The organism is Streptomyces sp. A3M-1-3 (assembly GCF_024213665.1).
Lineage (GTDB): Bacteria > Actinomycetota > Actinomycetes > Streptomycetales > Streptomycetaceae > Streptomyces.
Genome location: NZ_JANAVP010000010.1, coordinates 114,822 through 128,818, shown reverse-complemented (window position 1 = coordinate 128,818; position 13,997 = coordinate 114,822). Strand labels below are relative to the sequence as shown.

Annotated in this window: 12 protein-coding genes and 3 pseudogenes; 12 read left to right on the top strand and 3 right to left on the bottom strand. The window is 68.7% G+C overall.

What is annotated here, in order from left to right; genetic code table 11:
- Positions 1–25 precede the first annotated feature (25 nt).
- From NLX86_RS14065 to NLX86_RS14055, 3 genes and pseudogenes are all read right to left on the bottom strand, one after another.
- A pseudogene (locus tag NLX86_RS14065) lies at positions 26–774 on the bottom strand (IS3 family transposase); the annotation flags it as partial.
- Positions 775–929: 155 nt separating this feature from the next.
- Entirely contained in the window at positions 930–1,604 is a 675-nt protein-coding gene (locus tag NLX86_RS14060; RefSeq protein WP_254372010.1) for a ScbR family autoregulator-binding transcription factor, read from the bottom strand.
- Between the two features lie 29 nt (positions 1,605–1,633).
- Positions 1,634–1,933, bottom strand: a pseudogene (locus NLX86_RS14055) (hypothetical protein); the annotation flags it as partial.
- Here NLX86_RS14055 and NLX86_RS14050 point away from each other — a divergent pair.
- From NLX86_RS14050 to NLX86_RS13995, 12 genes and pseudogenes are all read left to right on the top strand, one after another.
- Positions 1,924–2,304, top strand: a pseudogene (locus tag NLX86_RS14050) (SDR family NAD(P)-dependent oxidoreductase); the annotation flags it as partial. The pseudogenes NLX86_RS14055 and NLX86_RS14050 overlap by 10 nt on opposite strands.
- A 378-nt stretch (positions 2,305–2,682) precedes the next feature.
- On the top strand, positions 2,683–3,264 hold the full coding sequence (locus NLX86_RS14045) for a helix-turn-helix domain-containing protein (protein ID WP_254372008.1): 582 nt from the start codon (positions 2,683–2,685) through the stop codon (positions 3,262–3,264).
- Positions 3,265–3,415: 151 nt separating this feature from the next.
- Positions 3,416–4,372 (top strand): 2-dehydropantoate 2-reductase, encoded by a 957-nt coding sequence (locus NLX86_RS14040; RefSeq protein ID WP_254372007.1) that lies wholly within the window; start codon positions 3,416–3,418, stop codon positions 4,370–4,372.
- Positions 4,372–5,430 carry an NAD(P)/FAD-dependent oxidoreductase gene (locus tag NLX86_RS14035; RefSeq protein ID WP_254372095.1) on the top strand — a complete coding sequence of 353 codons (1,059 nt, stop codon included), beginning with the start codon at positions 4,372–4,374 and terminating at the stop codon, positions 5,428–5,430. Before NLX86_RS14040 ends, NLX86_RS14035 begins: the two co-directional genes overlap by 1 nt.
- 117 nt (positions 5,431–5,547) lie before the next feature.
- The gene (locus NLX86_RS14030; protein ID WP_254372006.1) at positions 5,548–5,820 is read left to right on the top strand and encodes a 2Fe-2S iron-sulfur cluster-binding protein; all 273 of its coding nucleotides are present in this window, start codon (positions 5,548–5,550) and stop codon (positions 5,818–5,820) included.
- A 30-nt stretch (positions 5,821–5,850) separates the two neighbouring features.
- Positions 5,851–6,603 carry an iron-containing redox enzyme family protein gene (locus NLX86_RS14025; protein WP_254372005.1) on the top strand — a complete coding sequence of 251 codons (753 nt, stop codon included), beginning with the start codon at positions 5,851–5,853 and terminating at the stop codon, positions 6,601–6,603.
- A 94-nt stretch (positions 6,604–6,697) separates the two neighbouring features.
- A complete protein-coding gene (locus tag NLX86_RS14020) occupies positions 6,698–8,062 on the top strand; it encodes an ATP-grasp domain-containing protein (RefSeq protein WP_254372004.1) in 1,365 nt (454 codons plus the stop codon).
- 65 nt (positions 8,063–8,127) lie between these two features.
- On the top strand, positions 8,128–9,441 hold the full coding sequence (locus NLX86_RS14015) for an acetyl-CoA carboxylase biotin carboxylase subunit family protein (RefSeq protein ID WP_254372003.1): 1,314 nt from the start codon (positions 8,128–8,130) through the stop codon (positions 9,439–9,441).
- Complete coding sequence (locus NLX86_RS14010) at positions 9,438–10,709, top strand: acetyl-CoA carboxylase biotin carboxylase subunit family protein (RefSeq protein WP_254372002.1); 1,272 nt, start codon at positions 9,438–9,440, stop codon at positions 10,707–10,709. The genes NLX86_RS14015 and NLX86_RS14010 overlap by 4 nt, the downstream gene beginning before the upstream one ends.
- 56 nt (positions 10,710–10,765) lie before the next feature.
- Positions 10,766–11,860, top strand: a complete 1,095-nt coding sequence (locus NLX86_RS14005; RefSeq protein ID WP_254372001.1) for an LLM class flavin-dependent oxidoreductase — start codon at positions 10,766–10,768, stop codon at positions 11,858–11,860.
- Positions 11,857–13,656: an MFS transporter gene (locus NLX86_RS14000; RefSeq protein WP_254372000.1), complete on the top strand. Its 1,800-nt coding sequence runs from the start codon at positions 11,857–11,859 to the stop codon at positions 13,654–13,656. The genes NLX86_RS14005 and NLX86_RS14000 overlap by 4 nt, the downstream gene beginning before the upstream one ends.
- Positions 13,657–13,732: 76 nt before the next feature.
- Positions 13,733–13,993 carry a hypothetical protein gene (locus NLX86_RS13995; RefSeq protein WP_254371999.1) on the top strand — a complete coding sequence of 87 codons (261 nt, stop codon included), beginning with the start codon at positions 13,733–13,735 and terminating at the stop codon, positions 13,991–13,993.
- Positions 13,994–13,997: the final 4 nt, after the last annotated feature.

The following is a 13,997-nucleotide window of genomic DNA, read 5'->3' as shown; positions in this document are numbered from 1 at the left end:
ACCCCCGGAGTGTGGACACAGGGGTTCATGCGGCGAGTGAGAGTTTAGCTGTCTTGTGGTGCTGCTGTTCGAACTCCATCGGGGAGAGGTAGGACAGCGCACTGTGCCGGCGTCGGGCGTTGTAGTAGGTGAGCCACTCGAAAATCTCCAGCCTTGCCTGGCTCATCGTCACGAACAGCTTCGTGTGCATCGTCTCCCTCTTCAGGCCCTGCCAGAAACTCTCGGCCAGGGCGTTGTCATAGCTCGAGCCGACCTTGCCCATGCTCCTGCGGACGCCGTACCGGTCGCAGACCTGGGCGAACGCGGCCGAGGTGTACTGCGATCCGCGGTCCGCATGGAAGCCACTCCGGTGACGTCACCGCCGCGAGTCGCGACCGCGGCCTGGAGCGCGTCGATGACGAGTTCGGCGCGCATGTGCGGGGCCATGGACCAGCCGAGTACACGGCGGGACCGGATGTCCAGGACGCAGGCGAGGTAGAGCCAGGTGGCTCCTACCTGGACGTATGTGATGTCTCCGCACCACTTCTCGTCCAGGGCGCCGGCGGTGAAGTCCCGCTGGACCAGGTCCGGCGCCGGTGGCGAGAGCCGGTCTGGGATTGTGGTGCGTCTCTTCCGCCGTAGGTGGCGGCCGACGATGTGGTGTTTGCGCATCATCCGGGCGCCCCGCTTGCGGTTGACGGTATGGCCGAAGCCACGCAGTTCGGCATGGTTCCACAACGCGCCGTAATTCCCTCGGTGTTCGGCGTGGACCTCGCGGATCTCCTCGACCAGGGCGTCCTGTACTTCGAGGGCCGTGCCATGTGGATCTACACCTTCCTGGACCATCAAGATCCATTGTCAGGTGTGTCCACACCACGGGGATCACCTCAATGGGGCGTGAGCCTCTTGCCGTGGGCTCTTCGTGAAGGTGAGACCGGGGTCCGCTTCGGTCAGGCGACGGCGTCGGTGGACGACACCGACGCGGCGGCGTCCAGGATGGCGGCCTTCGCGCGGGACGGGTTCACTTCGGTGCGGGCGATGACGGTCGGGACCGCGATGCCCGGCATGAGCAGTCGCCACATCCGCACCACCCGGTCGGCCAGGTCCGCCCGCGCATCGCTCGCGACGGCCGAGTAGGTCTGCATGCCCGTACAGGCCTCGACCACGAACTCGGCGAGCTCGGCCGGCTCGACGCCCGCCTGCAGTTCGCCCTTCTCGACGGCGACCCGCAGGCAATCGGTCAAGATCCGGCTCCAGTCCTGGTACGGAGTGACGTCCCGGACGCCGAACGAGCCCTGCTCGCTCGTGAGTCGCACCCCTGCCCTGAGGACGACGTCCGTCTGCAGCTGATGCGCCCAGACCAGCGTGGTGTCGACCAGCCGCTGGAGGCCCTCGGACCTGAGCCAGGGAATGATCGAGTCGGGCTGAGCGTTCATGATCGCGCGGGCGAGATCTTCCTTCGACTTGAAGTGGAAGTACAAGGCACCGGCCGTGACTCCGGCTTCTCCCAGGATGCGCTTGATGCTCGCGCCCGCGAAGCCCGATCCGTCGAAGACTACGGCCGCAGCCTGGAGGATCTCCTTGCGGGTCTGGATGGCCCTTTCCTGCTTCGGCTGCTGGGTCACGGTACCTCCTAGAGCAAACAGAACGCTCCCTACGTTACCCCTTTTGTGCGCTTGGCCCCGCCGGCGCCCACGGCCTCGCGGGAATCGGCATGGCGGTTTCGCCAGATGATGTAGCGGCGGATCATGCTGCCCTGTTCCTTGTGGTCGGCGTGATCGGTGCCGTCGAGGGTGAAGTAGCGCAGGGCCGTGAACTGGGCCTCGATCCGGTTCAGCCAGGAGCTGTTGGTCGGCGTGTAGGCGATCTCGACGTTGTTCGCCGCCGCCCAGGTGCCGACCCGCTGACACCTCTTCGTGGTCAGGTGCGGGGAGAAGTTGTCGGCCACGGATGCTCAGGTCGGGCTCCGGCGGCTCGGTGGTCAACACATCCAGCGTCGCCGGGCTGAAGGCCACCGGCGCGTCGGCCGCGTACGTCGCCGCGAAGCACGCGGTGATCGGACTGACCCGGGCGGCGGCCCTGGACTACGGCGAGCAGGGGATTCGCGTCAACGCGCTCGTCGTGGGCAGCACCAGGACCGAGATGATGGAGGAGGTACTCGGAGCCCACCCCGCGCTGGAGGAGACCTTCCTGTCCCACTCGATGCAGCGGCGGATGTCCGCGCCGAACGAGGTCGCCCAGGCCGCGGCCTGGCTGTGCAGCGACCGGTCCTCCTTCGTCACGGGGACCGCGATGGCCGTCGACGGCCGGGCAACAGCCTTTTAGCCGAGGCGAGTTGTAGCGATAGTCGTAGCCCGTTCAGGGGCGGTCCGGATCCCCGGGCCGCCCCTGAAGCAGTTGGTGGTACGCGTACCCGTACGCGGCCGACGCCAGAGCCGTGTGGTCGTGCCGACCGGGGTCCCGACGAGCCCGGCACGTGTCGTTCCGTAGCCAGAGATGATGACGCGCTCCTGTTTCGGCGATGCTGAGCCCCCCGCAGACAAAATAATACAGAGCGATTGCTATTGTTTTATGGAACGAGAGAGCATCGTCTCTAGTCGGCGTTGTCTGCCACTCGGCGAGCGCGCAGGCTGCCGATGCTCCCGGCTACGGGGGGCGTATCGGCGAGGGAGAGGAGTAGGCGTGGTGGTCCAGGAGAGGGCCGTGCGCACCCGCGGAGTGCTTGTCCGGGCGGCGGCGGTGGAGTTCGGCGAGGCCGGTTACGGGGGTGCCAGGCTGTCGCGCATCTGCGAGTCGGCGGCCGTCTCGATGGGGGCGCTGACCTTTCATTTCCCCATCAAGGCGGCCCTGGCCGACGCCGTCGAGAAAGAGGGCGGGGCGATCACCAGGGCCCTGGTGGAGCGGCTGCGGAAGAAACGCGGCCCCGAGCTCGACGCCGTGATCGGCCTGACCATCGGGCTCGCGGGACTGCTGGAGGAGGACCTGGTCGTACGGTCCTCGGTGCGCCTTGCCAGGGAGCGGCCCGGGGGAGCGGGCCGCTGGGTGGATGTCTGGCTCCCGGCGGTGCTCGAGCTCCTGCACCGGGCGTACGAAGGGGGGCAGTTGCGACAGGCCGAGGGGTCCTTTCAGGCCGTGGCGGACATGATCGTGTACCTGCTGGCCGGCGCCGAATCGCAGATCCGGTACGGGGTGGCCGCCCCTGCCGGTGCGTCGCGAAGCGCCTCTGACCAGCTGGAACAGATCTGGCGGCTGGTCCTGTGCGGGGTCGCGGCCGAGGGCCCCTGACCCTCACGGTCTCCTGCCCGCGTCAGTTCTTTCGAGCCAAAAGGACTAGAAAAACATAGCGATTGTTCTGTATGGTTCTGGAGTCACCGGGGGTCAGAAAGGCATCGAGCTGCGTGCCTGCAGGGCGTATCGAAGAGGAGCGGGGGAGTCCGTGAAAGTAGCGGTGGTTGGTGCCGGCGGAATCGGCGGTTACTTCGGTGGCCGTCTCGCCGTGGCCGGCGGACACGAGGTCCGGTTCGTCGCGCGGGGACGCCACCTGGCGGCCCTCCGGCGCGATGGACTCACCGTCGACGGTCCGTCGGGCAGCTTCTCCGTGCCCCCGGAGGACCTGCGGGCGACCGAGGACCCCGGGGACATCGGGGCGGTGGACTTCGTCCTTCTCGGTGTCAAGACCTGGCAACTTCCCTCCGCCATCGGCCTGCTGAAGCCGCTGACCGGGGCCGGGACGGCGGTCGTCACCACGCAGAACGGTGTCGAAACACCGGTCGAGGTGGCGGAGGCGGTCGGCAGAGAAGCGGTTGTGCCGGGCAGCGCGAAGATCATCACGTATCTGGAGGGGCCAGGCCGGGTCCGCCACATCGGCGGGCTGGGCTCCCTCACCTTCGGCGAGTGGGACAACCGCCCGTCGGAGCGGGTGGAAGGGCTGCGGCAGGCGCTCGACGAAGCCGGTGTGGCGGCGGTGGTGCCGCAGGACATCTGGGCCGAACTCTGGGCCAAGTTCCTGTTCGTGGCCCCGCTCGGCGGGGTCGGCGCGGCCACCGACGCACCGATCGGCGCGCTCCGGTCCCGGCCGGGCACCCGGCGGCTGCTCGCGGACGCGATGGCCGAAATCCAGCAGGTCGCCCAGGCGTCCGGCATCGCCCTGCCGGACGACATCGTCGCCAGGACGCTGGACTTCGTCGATCAGCAACCGGCCGAGGGCACCTCGTCGTTGCAACGCGACATCGGCGCGGGCAAGGCCTCCGAGCTGGAGGCATGGACGGGTTCGGTGGTCCGGCTCGGCGCCCGCAGCGGCACCCCGACCCCGGTCAACGGCTTCCTGTACGAGGTACTGAGCCTGCGTGAAGCACGTGCCCGGGAGCAGCGCGGCGAAGGGGGTGCGGCGTGATGCTCCCGACCGGAGCCACCGAGGCGACCGTGGACATCGCGATCGTCGGCGCCGGACCCGCCGGGCTGTACGGCGCGTACTACGCCGGTTTCCGTGGTCTGTCGGCGGCGGTCGTCGACGGGCTGGACGAGCCGGGCGGCCAGGTGTCGGCGATGTATCCGGAGAAACTGCTGTACGACGTCGCCGGGCACCCCGGCATCAAGGGCCGGCACCTGATCGACAACCTGCTGCGGCAGGCCGCGCCCTTCGACACCAGCCATCTCCTCGGCCGCACGGCCGTCAGTCTCACCCCCCGGGGGGCCGGCTGGACGCTGGGCGCCGACGACGGCACCCGTGTGCACGCCGGCGCCGTCGTGATCGCGGCCGGACTCGGCCGGTTCGTCCCGCGCAAACTGCCCTGCTCCGTACCGTACGAGGGCCGGGGCGTCGCCTATCACGTGCCGCGTCTCGACGCGCACGCCGGGCGCGACGTGGTGGTCGTCGGCGGCGGGGACAGCGCCGTGGACTGGGCGCTGGCCCTGGCCCCGGTAGCCAGGAGCGTGACCCTGGTCCACCGCCGGGGCACCTTCCGCGCCCACGACTACAGCGTCCGGCAGGTGTACGCCTCCCCCGTCCGCGTCCTCACCGACGCCCAGGTGGTCGCCTGTCACGGCGCGGACCGGCTCGAACGGGTCGAGGTCCGCGCCGGGGAGGACACCCTGGTCCTGCCGGCGCAGTCGCTGGTGGCGGCGCTCGGCTTCTCGTCCGGGCTCGGCCCCGTCGCGGACTGGGGGGTGGACCTCGAACACCGCAGAATCCGGGTCGACCAGTCCATGCGTACCAACCTGCCCCAGGTGTACGCCGTCGGGGACGTCTGTACCTACCCGGGCCGGGTGCCGCTGATCTCGGTCGGCTTCGGCGAGGCGGGCACCGCGGTCAACCATGCCGCGGTGGCCCTGCGGCCCGGCGAACGGCTTGCCCCCGAGCACTCGTCCGACACGCCTCCCGGCGGCGACGCGCCTGCCGCGTCCACCGCCGTTCACCCCGTCCCGTCCGCTCCGGCAGCGCTGCCCGCGTAAGGGACCTGCCCCGGAGCAGCCGAACCGCATCCCGCACACGCCGGGTTGTCCGCCATGCCCATTTCGACATGCCCAGAGGGGGCTTGGGAAGCGATGCTCCTCAACAAACTGACACTCATGCCGGAAGGCGTGGAGATACATCTGCCGCAGGGCTCGCCGCTGACGGACATCGAATACGAGACACCTGAGCCGTTGATTCCCTTCGGGTGCCGCTCGGGAGCCTGCGGGGCATGTGTCATCGAAGTCCTGGACGGTTTCGATTCGCTCGGGGAGGCCGACCCCGAGGAAACAGACTTCCTTGAGGACCTGGGCCGGACGGACAGTAATTACCGTCTCGCATGCCAGTGCCGCCTCTTGGATTCCGCGACCGTGCGCATCGTGGAGAGCTAGTACATCCAACCGAACCGAATGAGGAGTGTCATGAAGAACCGAGTGACCAACGCAGGTTATGGAAACCGCAGGCCGTTCCTTAGCGCCGCCGCTTCGGTGGAGCTGCGGAGCGTGATGGACAAGCAGATCGACGAGCAGGTCGTCGAGTGGTACGCGAATGTGCCGGCCGCGGCCCACCTGGAGAGCAAGAACGTCGACTCCGAGTACTACAAGCGCAATCTCATAGAGACCGCCTGGCGTATCCGGCTGCTGCGTGTCGCCGAGGCGAAGGCCCTGACTGAGATCGCCAAGCAGAGCCCGGAAGCGGCTCAGATCTGGGCGAACTACGAGCAGGAGGAGATGCTCCACGACGAGCTCTTCATTCAGGACCTCGCCAAGGTGGGCGTCTCGCGCGAGGAATTCCTCGCGACCGAGCCGTACCTCTCTACGAAGCTGCTCACGGGTTACTTCTCCTACCTGCTGGACCACGAGGGGCCGCTCGGTGTGGTCGCCTACTCGTACCTGGTCGAGTACGTGAATGTGAAGCTTGAGCCGAAGAAGCTCGTCGCGCTGAAGGAATCGATCGGCGAGAAGAACATCGGCGGTCAGATCAGCCACTCGCACACGGACATCAACGACGACCACCCCGGCGAGGTCTGGGCGGCGGTGCGTTTCCTGATCCGTGACGAGCAGGACATCGAGGCGTTCAAGAAGTACCTCCAGGAGCACCAGTCGATTCTGGCCCTGTACTTCAAGGAGCTCGCCGACAACACCGTCTCCGCGGAAGAGAAGACAGCCGTCTGATCCTGCCCAGTGCGGGAGGTGTGCGACGCGGCCGGGACGGTGCTCCTCGACTGTCCCCGCCGCGTCCGTCGCGGCCCTTTGGAAGAGGAGCATCGTGCATAATCAGCACACGGGCGGGGGGATTCTCCTTCTCAGCCACGTCGGGTTCTCCTTCATGGAGGACCTCGTCGAGGCGCTCGACGCAAGACAGCTCAAGAGTTTCGTCCTCACCTCGCTCCCCGAGGCGGAGCACCGGGGGCGCCTGGACGAACTGCACCGGCAGACCGCCCACGTCACGGCCGCCTCGGAGCACGTCCTGACCCACGAGGACGTGGAGGCGTCCCTCGAAGACCTCCGCCGGCGGGGTGAGACCGTCCTGGCCTGCATCACGGTCTGGGAGGGCTACCGGCATCTGATGGCCTTCGCCAACGAATTGCTAGGCGTGAGCGATCTCGGCGAGAAGCAGATCCTCGAACTGCGCAACAAACTCACCCTGCGCAACCGGCTGGCCGACGCGGGACTCTCCCGGGTGCGGGCCGCCGAACTCACCGGCGAGACACTCGACTCCTACCGGAACAGCGCCAGCCGCTATTTCGTGAAGCCGGTGAGTGGCATTGCCTCGTACGGCGCTTTTCCGCTCTCTCCCCGTACCACCTGGGCTGACATCGAGCGGATCACGGCCGACGCGCAGGACGACACGGTCTACGCCTCGGCTTTCGGCGACGGGCTGGCCTTTCTCGTCGAGGACTATCTGCCCGGCCGGGAATTCAGCTTCGAGGTCGTCGTTGCGGACGGAGCGGCCCAGGTGGTCGCCGTGCACGAGAAGTGCGAAGTGACGGAGACGGCCGGCACCGTACTGGAGAACGCCTGTACCAGTCCACCGGTGAGCATATCCGCCGAGGAGTGCGCTGCAGGAATCGACTGGGTGCGGCGGATGCTGTCGCAACTCGAACTCCGTTGGGGCTGCTTCCACATCGAGGCCCGCCACCACGAGTCCCGCTGGGACCTCATCGAGATAAACCCGCGGGTCGGCGGCAGTCTGATATCCTACAGCACCAAGGAACTGACGGGCGGCGTGAGCCTCCTGGACCTCTGGATCGATTTGCTCCTCTCGGCTTCGAAGGCCGACAGCACGGTCGCACCGGAAGAATTCCTGGACTACGTCAGCGCGCTCTCCTTCACCGCTGACGGTGAGACGCCGACGGCGAACGCCACCTTCTTCCGGGTCTTCTTCGCGGAGAAGGGGCGTATCAAGTCGGTGCGGTTGAACGGTGACCTCCCGCTCGAACCCGTGGTCGCCCACGTTTTGCTCAAGGCCGGTGACACGGTCGAATCGACCTCGCGCGAGGTATTCCTCGGCCAGTTGCTGTGGCAGTACCCGCGGAGCGAGAGCGACCGGCTGTTCCCCGAATTGACGCGCGCCTCCGAGCACGCCATCGACATCCAGTACGACGACCAGTACGAGAGGGTCCTGCGGTGACGGAATCAACCAGCCGGTTCTTGATCATCGATTACAACCTTTCCCGTGTCGACGACGTGCGCCACATGAGTACGTACGCCCGCGACCACTACGGGGCCGCCGTCACGCTCGTCCGCGCCGACCCGACGTCCGTCGACGCCGGGATCTGCGACGAGGTGATCGACCTCGATCCGCTGCGCGCCGACTTCGTCGAGGCGGCGGAGAAGCTGCTGGGCCACCGGCGCGACGAGTTCGCGGCGGGCATCGTCTTCTCCGACAACGCGGTCAAGAGCGGCGCGGTGCTCCTGGAACGCCTCGGCCTGCGGATCGACTCCGCAGAGCTCGCCGGCGGGGCCTTCTGCAAGCACGAGTACCGACTCAGCGAGGCGGCCCACCGTAAACTGCTGTCCGCTCAGCGACTGTTGGTGCCTGACTTCGCCACGGTCGACTCGCGCGAGGGACTGGACGCGTTCGCCAGTGCCCACCCCGACGGCTTCGTGGTGAAGCCGGCCAAGGAGGGCAACAACCGGGGCGTGGTCCTGGTCCGGCCGGGCGACGACCTCGACGCCGCCTTCGCCGAGGTCAGCCCGTACGTCGAGCGCGGTGTCATCTGCGAGGAGATCCTGCCCTACCAGCGGGAGTACTCCTTCGACGGCCTGGGCCAGTTGTCCTTCGTCACTGAGAAGGTCAGCGCCACCGGGCGCTACCCCGTCGAGGTCGCCCAGATCCTGCCGGCCCGGCTGAACCATGCCGAGCGGTCCGCCGTGGAGCGGGCCGGACGGCAGGTCAACTGGCTGGTCGGGCAGTGCGACGGCCCCTTCCACAACGAGATCAAGCTGAGCGACGACGCGAGCCGCACGGCGGTCGTGGAGCCCAACCGGCGCCCGGCGGGCATGAAGATCTGGTCGCTGGCGCACTGGGTCTACGGCATCGACTTCTACCACCGCTGGGTCGACGCGGCCTTCGGGAACACGGCGGGCGCCACCCTCCCCGAGCCCACCTGCTCGGCGGCCACGGTGATGCTCGGCGTCAAGACCGACCGGCGGTTCTCGCCGGAGGACGTCACCCCCGGCGCGACGCCCTTCGAGGACGCCGTCGCGGCGACCGCCGCGGCGCACCGCCTGCTCCCGCACGAACTGTCCGTCAAGGAGTTCGCCTGGCTGCCCGCCGTACGGCGCGAACTGCACGCGACCGCCCGGGACAACGCCGACTTCGCCGCCCAGGGCTGTGTCGTCCTGAGCGCGGCGGGCGTCGACATGAGCGAGATCGTACGCACCCTGCGCGACGCCTGGCTGGACGCGCTGGACGCCTGCTGCCCGAGCGCCGGCCCGGGACCCGTCCGCGAGGCCCTTCCCACGGTCCTCCTCGACCCGATCACGATGATGGTGGTAGCCCGATGAAGATCCTGGTACTGCACCGCGTGCCGTATCCGAAGATCGCGTACCACCGCGGCATCGACCACGACCTGCACGACGTCACGTACTTCGGCAGGCGCGAGGCCCTCGCGAGCCTCCCGGCCGGCCTGCGCTGCGAGCAGGTCGAACGCACCGGTCTCCGGGCACCGTACGACGAGGCGCGGGCGTGGCTCGACGACCGGCCGCAGACCTTCGACCGGGTGATCTCGATGTCGGAGTACGAGCTGATCGACGCCGCACGGCTGCGCGAACACCTCGGCATCGAGGGCACGTCGGTGGAGCAGGTCATGCTCGCCCGCGACAAGGTCCTGATGAAGGAGGCCGTCGAGCGGGTGGGGCTGCGGGTGCCGCGCTTCCTGCCCGTGGAGGAGTTCCTCGGCTCGGGCGGGCGGTCCCCCTGGACGGGGGCGACGGTGCTCAAGCCGCACCGCGGAGCGTCGAGCGTCGACGTCGTCGTATTCGACAGCGCCGCGCAGGCCCACGAGGCGATTGCCGCTCGGCGCACCGGAGTTCCGTCGATCGACGAAGACGGCAGGGGGCTGCCGGACCACGAGGTCGAGGAGTTCGTCGAGGGGAAGATCCTCCACTTCGACGGCCTGGTCGAGAAGGGCGTCGTCCTCGCCCTGGGTGCGAGCGAGTACGTCGGCACCTGCCTGGACTACGCGCACGGCGTACCGATGGGCTCCTTCCAGTTCGAGGTCGCGGACGACGCGCGGGACTGGGTCACCGACGCGCTGGCCGCCGTACGCATCGAGGACGGCAGCTTCCACCTGGAGGCCATCGTCGACGGGACCGAGTTGGTGTTCCTCGAAGTCGGCAACAGGGTCGGCGGCGCGGACGTCGTCGATACCTTCGAGCTGGCGACCGGCATCCACCTGCCGTCCTTCGAACTGCGCATCCTGCTCGGCGAGCCGACCGCGGGCACGCTGCCGGAGCCTCCCGCGGAGCGCGCCTGGTACGGCTGGTTCGTCTACCCGGGGCACCACCTCGGCGACCGCGTGTTCGAGGGCTTCGGCGGAGCCGAGCCCTTCCGCTCCGCCCCGGAGGTCGTCACCTGGCACGAACTGCCGCTAGGCGCCCCGCTGCCCGACCACATCACCTACGGCGCGCACGAGACCGCGCTGGCCGGCATCGCCGCGACGAGCTCCCCTGAGGTGACGCGCAGCTGGATGACCCGGCTGTTCGCGTCGCTGACGCTGCGCACGTCGACGCCTCGCGTGCCCGAGCCGGCCACGCCCGATCTGGTCGCGTAGAGCCCCGACCTCGTGCGACCACCATCCGAGACCGAGAGCAGAGAGAGAAGAAGGACATGGCCGAACTCAGGTTCCACTGGGGCTCGTCGTTGGACAGCGGGCAGAAGAAGTCGACGGAGAAGTACCGGTCGGATCTGCTCGATCTGGACGGCGCGGTCGAGTTCGCCCAGGAGGCGGACGCCCTCGGGGTCGAAGCCCTGCTGATGGCGCAGAGCTACAGCCTGCCGGACCCGCTCCCGATCATCGGGGCGCTGGTGCGGGAGACCGAGCGGGTCAAGTTCATCCTGGCCTACCGGCCCGGCCTGCTCTCGCCCACCCTCTTCGCTCAGATCGTCAACACGGTGTCGTGGATGTCCGACGGCCGGATCGCGCTGAACGTGGTCGCCGGCACCTCCCCGGTCGAGCAGGGCTACTACGGCGACTTCCTCGCCCACGACGACCGCTACGCCCGCGAGGACGAGTTCCTCGACATCCTGCACGGCTTGTGGCGCGGTGAGCAGCCGCTGACGTACACCGGTGAGCACTACCGGCTCGTCGACGCGCAGCTCGGCCTCGGCCACAAGGGCGGCGGCCGGCCGGAGATCTACATCAGCGGCTCCTCGGCCGTGGCGCAGCGGACCGCCGTCCGGCACGGCGACTGCTGGTTCCGTTACGGGGACACCCCCGAGGAGATCGCCAAGGCGGCGGGCCCGGTGGTCGCCCAGGGCCGCGACGTGGGCCTGCGCATGCAGGTGCTGGCCCGCGAGACCCGGGAGGAGGCGCTCGCCGACCTCGCCGAGGTCATGCGCGACTCCGACGAGAGCCACCGGGACTGGGTGAAGGCGTTCGTCGAGGCCGGTGACTCGGAGGCGGTGAAGAACTCGATGAGGCTGGCGGAGCAGGCCGGGCACGGCTGGCTCTCACCGGTCCTGTATTCCGGCGCTGTCGCCTACCGGGGCGGCCCGGCGCTGTGCCTGGTCGGCAGCTATGAGGAGGTCGCCGCGTACCTCATGGAGTACAAGGCGGCGGGAGTCGGGCAGTTCATCTTCTCCGGCTGGCCGGCCCGCGACGAGATGCGGACCTTCTTCACCCGCGTGCTCCCCCTCGTGCGCGCGTACGAGAAGGAGACGCTGCCCCTGACGGCCGGCGCCGCCTGGGCCGGTGCGCGATGACCGAGGAACGGGCACGCCGCAGACTCTTCGGGGCGGGAGTCCTGATCGGGCTGATGGCCGAGCAGGTCGTGATGTTCAGCGTCCCGCTGCTCATCTTCCAGCACACCCGCCAGGTGTCCTCCCTCGGCCTCGCCTACGCCGTCGAATGGCTGCCCTGCCTGCTGGCCTACCCGTTCGCGGGGCTGCTGGCCGACCGGGACGGCGGCCCCCGGCTCTTCTCGCGTGCCAACATCGCGCGTGCCGTCGTCATCGGCTGCGCCGTCCTGATCTGCGTACTGCAGCCGTCGTGGACGACGCCGACCCTGATGGCGACAGGCGCCCTGCTGGCGACGCTCGTCGCGCCGATCCGGATGTCCATCGAGAAGGTCGTCCCGCAGCTGGCCAAGGGCGCGGACCTGGCGAGGACGCAGTCCCTCGTACAGAACATGGAGCTGCTGGCCATGGCGCTCGGGCCCGGCATCGCGATGGTGGCCGTGCTGTCCCTGGGGAAGATCTGGCTGCTGGGGCTGGCGTGCGCGCTGTTCGCGACCGCCGCCTGCTGCTGGCTGGTGCTGCCGCGCGAGGCCGCGGCCCCGGTCGCGGCCGACGCCCGAGGGGTCAGGGCGACAGTGGCCGATCTGGGTCTCGGCTGGACGCTCCTGGTCCGCAACAAGCCGGTCATGCTGCTCGCCGGTCTGAACTTCGCGATCAACCTGGTCTTCTCGACCGTGCTGGCCGCGAACGCGGCGGTGGTGACCGACGTCCTCAAGGCACCGGAGTCGCAGTACGCGATGCTCAACATGTTCGTGGGCGTCGTCGGGCTGCTCAACCTGCTGCTGACACCGCTGCTGCTGAAGAAGCTCGACGTGAACTTCCTCGGCTCGCTCGGCTACGCGGTCCTGTGCGGCTGTCTGCTGGTCCTCGGGGCGGCCTCGTCCTTCTGGCTCTACGCCGTGGCGTTCGTGGTGGCGATGTCCGGTGTCGCGTACTTCAACATCTTCAACCGCACGCAGCGGGTGAAGGCGATCCCCCGGGAGCACCTGGGAAAGGTGATGGGCCCCTTCTTCCTTGTCGGCCTGCTCTCCTACCCCATCGGCGGCCTCCTCATCAGCACCGTCGGCGCCACGTACGGCCCGCAGCGGCTCGTGGCCGCCCTCGCCGTCCTGCTCGGTGTGTACGGCGTGGTCTTCATGCCGCTGACCATCCGGAGCTTCCGTGAGAAGGAGGTATCCCGTGTCGGCGCTGGAGTTGAGCCGCCCTGTCCGGTGGGCAGTGAGACGTTCCGCGAGGCGATGGCGCACCTCGCGGCCCCGCTGACCGTCGTCACCACCCGGGACGCGGCCGGCCGCCGGTGGGGGTTCACCGCCAGCGCGGTGACCTCGGTGTCGATGAGCCCGCCGTTCGTCCTGGTCGGCCTGTCGAACGACTCCAGCTGCCGGGAGGCGCTGACCGAGTCACCCGAGTTCGTGATCAATGTGCTGGGCGAGCACCACAGAGAGATCGCCGACCGGTTCGCCCGCCGCGACGTGGACCGGTTCGCCGAGGGTGACTTCGGGGCCTGGCCGGACAGCGGACTGCCGTACCTCACGGACGCCACTGCGGTGTTCCGGTGCACGACCGCCGACCGGATCCCGATGGGCGACCACCAGTTGCTGATCGGCGAACTCACCGGACTGCGCACGCACGGAGAGGCCAAGCCGCTCCTGTGGTACCAGCGGGACTTCCGCGCGGCGGGTCCGGCAGCGCCGGCCCCGGTACCGGCCCCGGTACCGGTCCTTGCCTCGCGTACCGCGGGCAACGGCGGAGAGCCCCGATGATGCCCCGGCACACGCGACGCCTGAACAGACCTTCGAACTCATGCCCTCGTACGTACTGCCCTCGTGGAGGAATCCGATGACGCAGAACGCCATGATTCCCGGTGTCGTGGACGGGACCGTCACCCCCTCGGTGGACGCGGAGGGCAACGTCTCCCTCCACATCGTGATCAGGGACGTCGGAAGCCGCTCCCAGGGCAACGACTACATCGAGATCGTCCTCACCGGCAGCGACGCGCGAGAGCTGCTTTCGGCGCCCGTGCCCGGCAAGGCCGCGTCGGTTCCCTGCTCGGTCGGAGTCCGCCTCCAGCCCGGCCCGTCGTTCGCTTCCGCCCTCTAGGAGC

Excerpts from the sequence above, each read along its gene's own strand:
- NLX86_RS14035 (WP_254372095.1), top strand. The coding sequence starts at position 4,372 with ATGCTCCCGACCGGAGCCACCGAGGCGACCGTGGACATCGCGATCGTC.
- NLX86_RS14030 (WP_254372006.1), top strand. The coding sequence starts at position 5,548 with ATGCCGGAAGGCGTGGAGATACATCTGCCGCAGGGCTCGCCGCTGACG.
- NLX86_RS14025 (WP_254372005.1), top strand. The coding sequence starts at position 5,851 with ATGAAGAACCGAGTGACCAACGCAGGTTATGGAAACCGCAGGCCGTTC.
- NLX86_RS14015 (WP_254372003.1), top strand. The coding sequence starts at position 8,128 with ATGAGTACGTACGCCCGCGACCACTACGGGGCCGCCGTCACGCTCGTC.
- NLX86_RS14010 (WP_254372002.1), top strand. The coding sequence starts at position 9,438 with ATGAAGATCCTGGTACTGCACCGCGTGCCGTATCCGAAGATCGCGTAC.
- NLX86_RS14005 (WP_254372001.1), top strand. The coding sequence starts at position 10,766 with ATGGCCGAACTCAGGTTCCACTGGGGCTCGTCGTTGGACAGCGGGCAG.
- NLX86_RS14000 (WP_254372000.1), top strand. The coding sequence starts at position 11,857 with ATGACCGAGGAACGGGCACGCCGCAGACTCTTCGGGGCGGGAGTCCTG.
- NLX86_RS13995 (WP_254371999.1), top strand. The coding sequence starts at position 13,733 with ATGACGCAGAACGCCATGATTCCCGGTGTCGTGGACGGGACCGTCACC.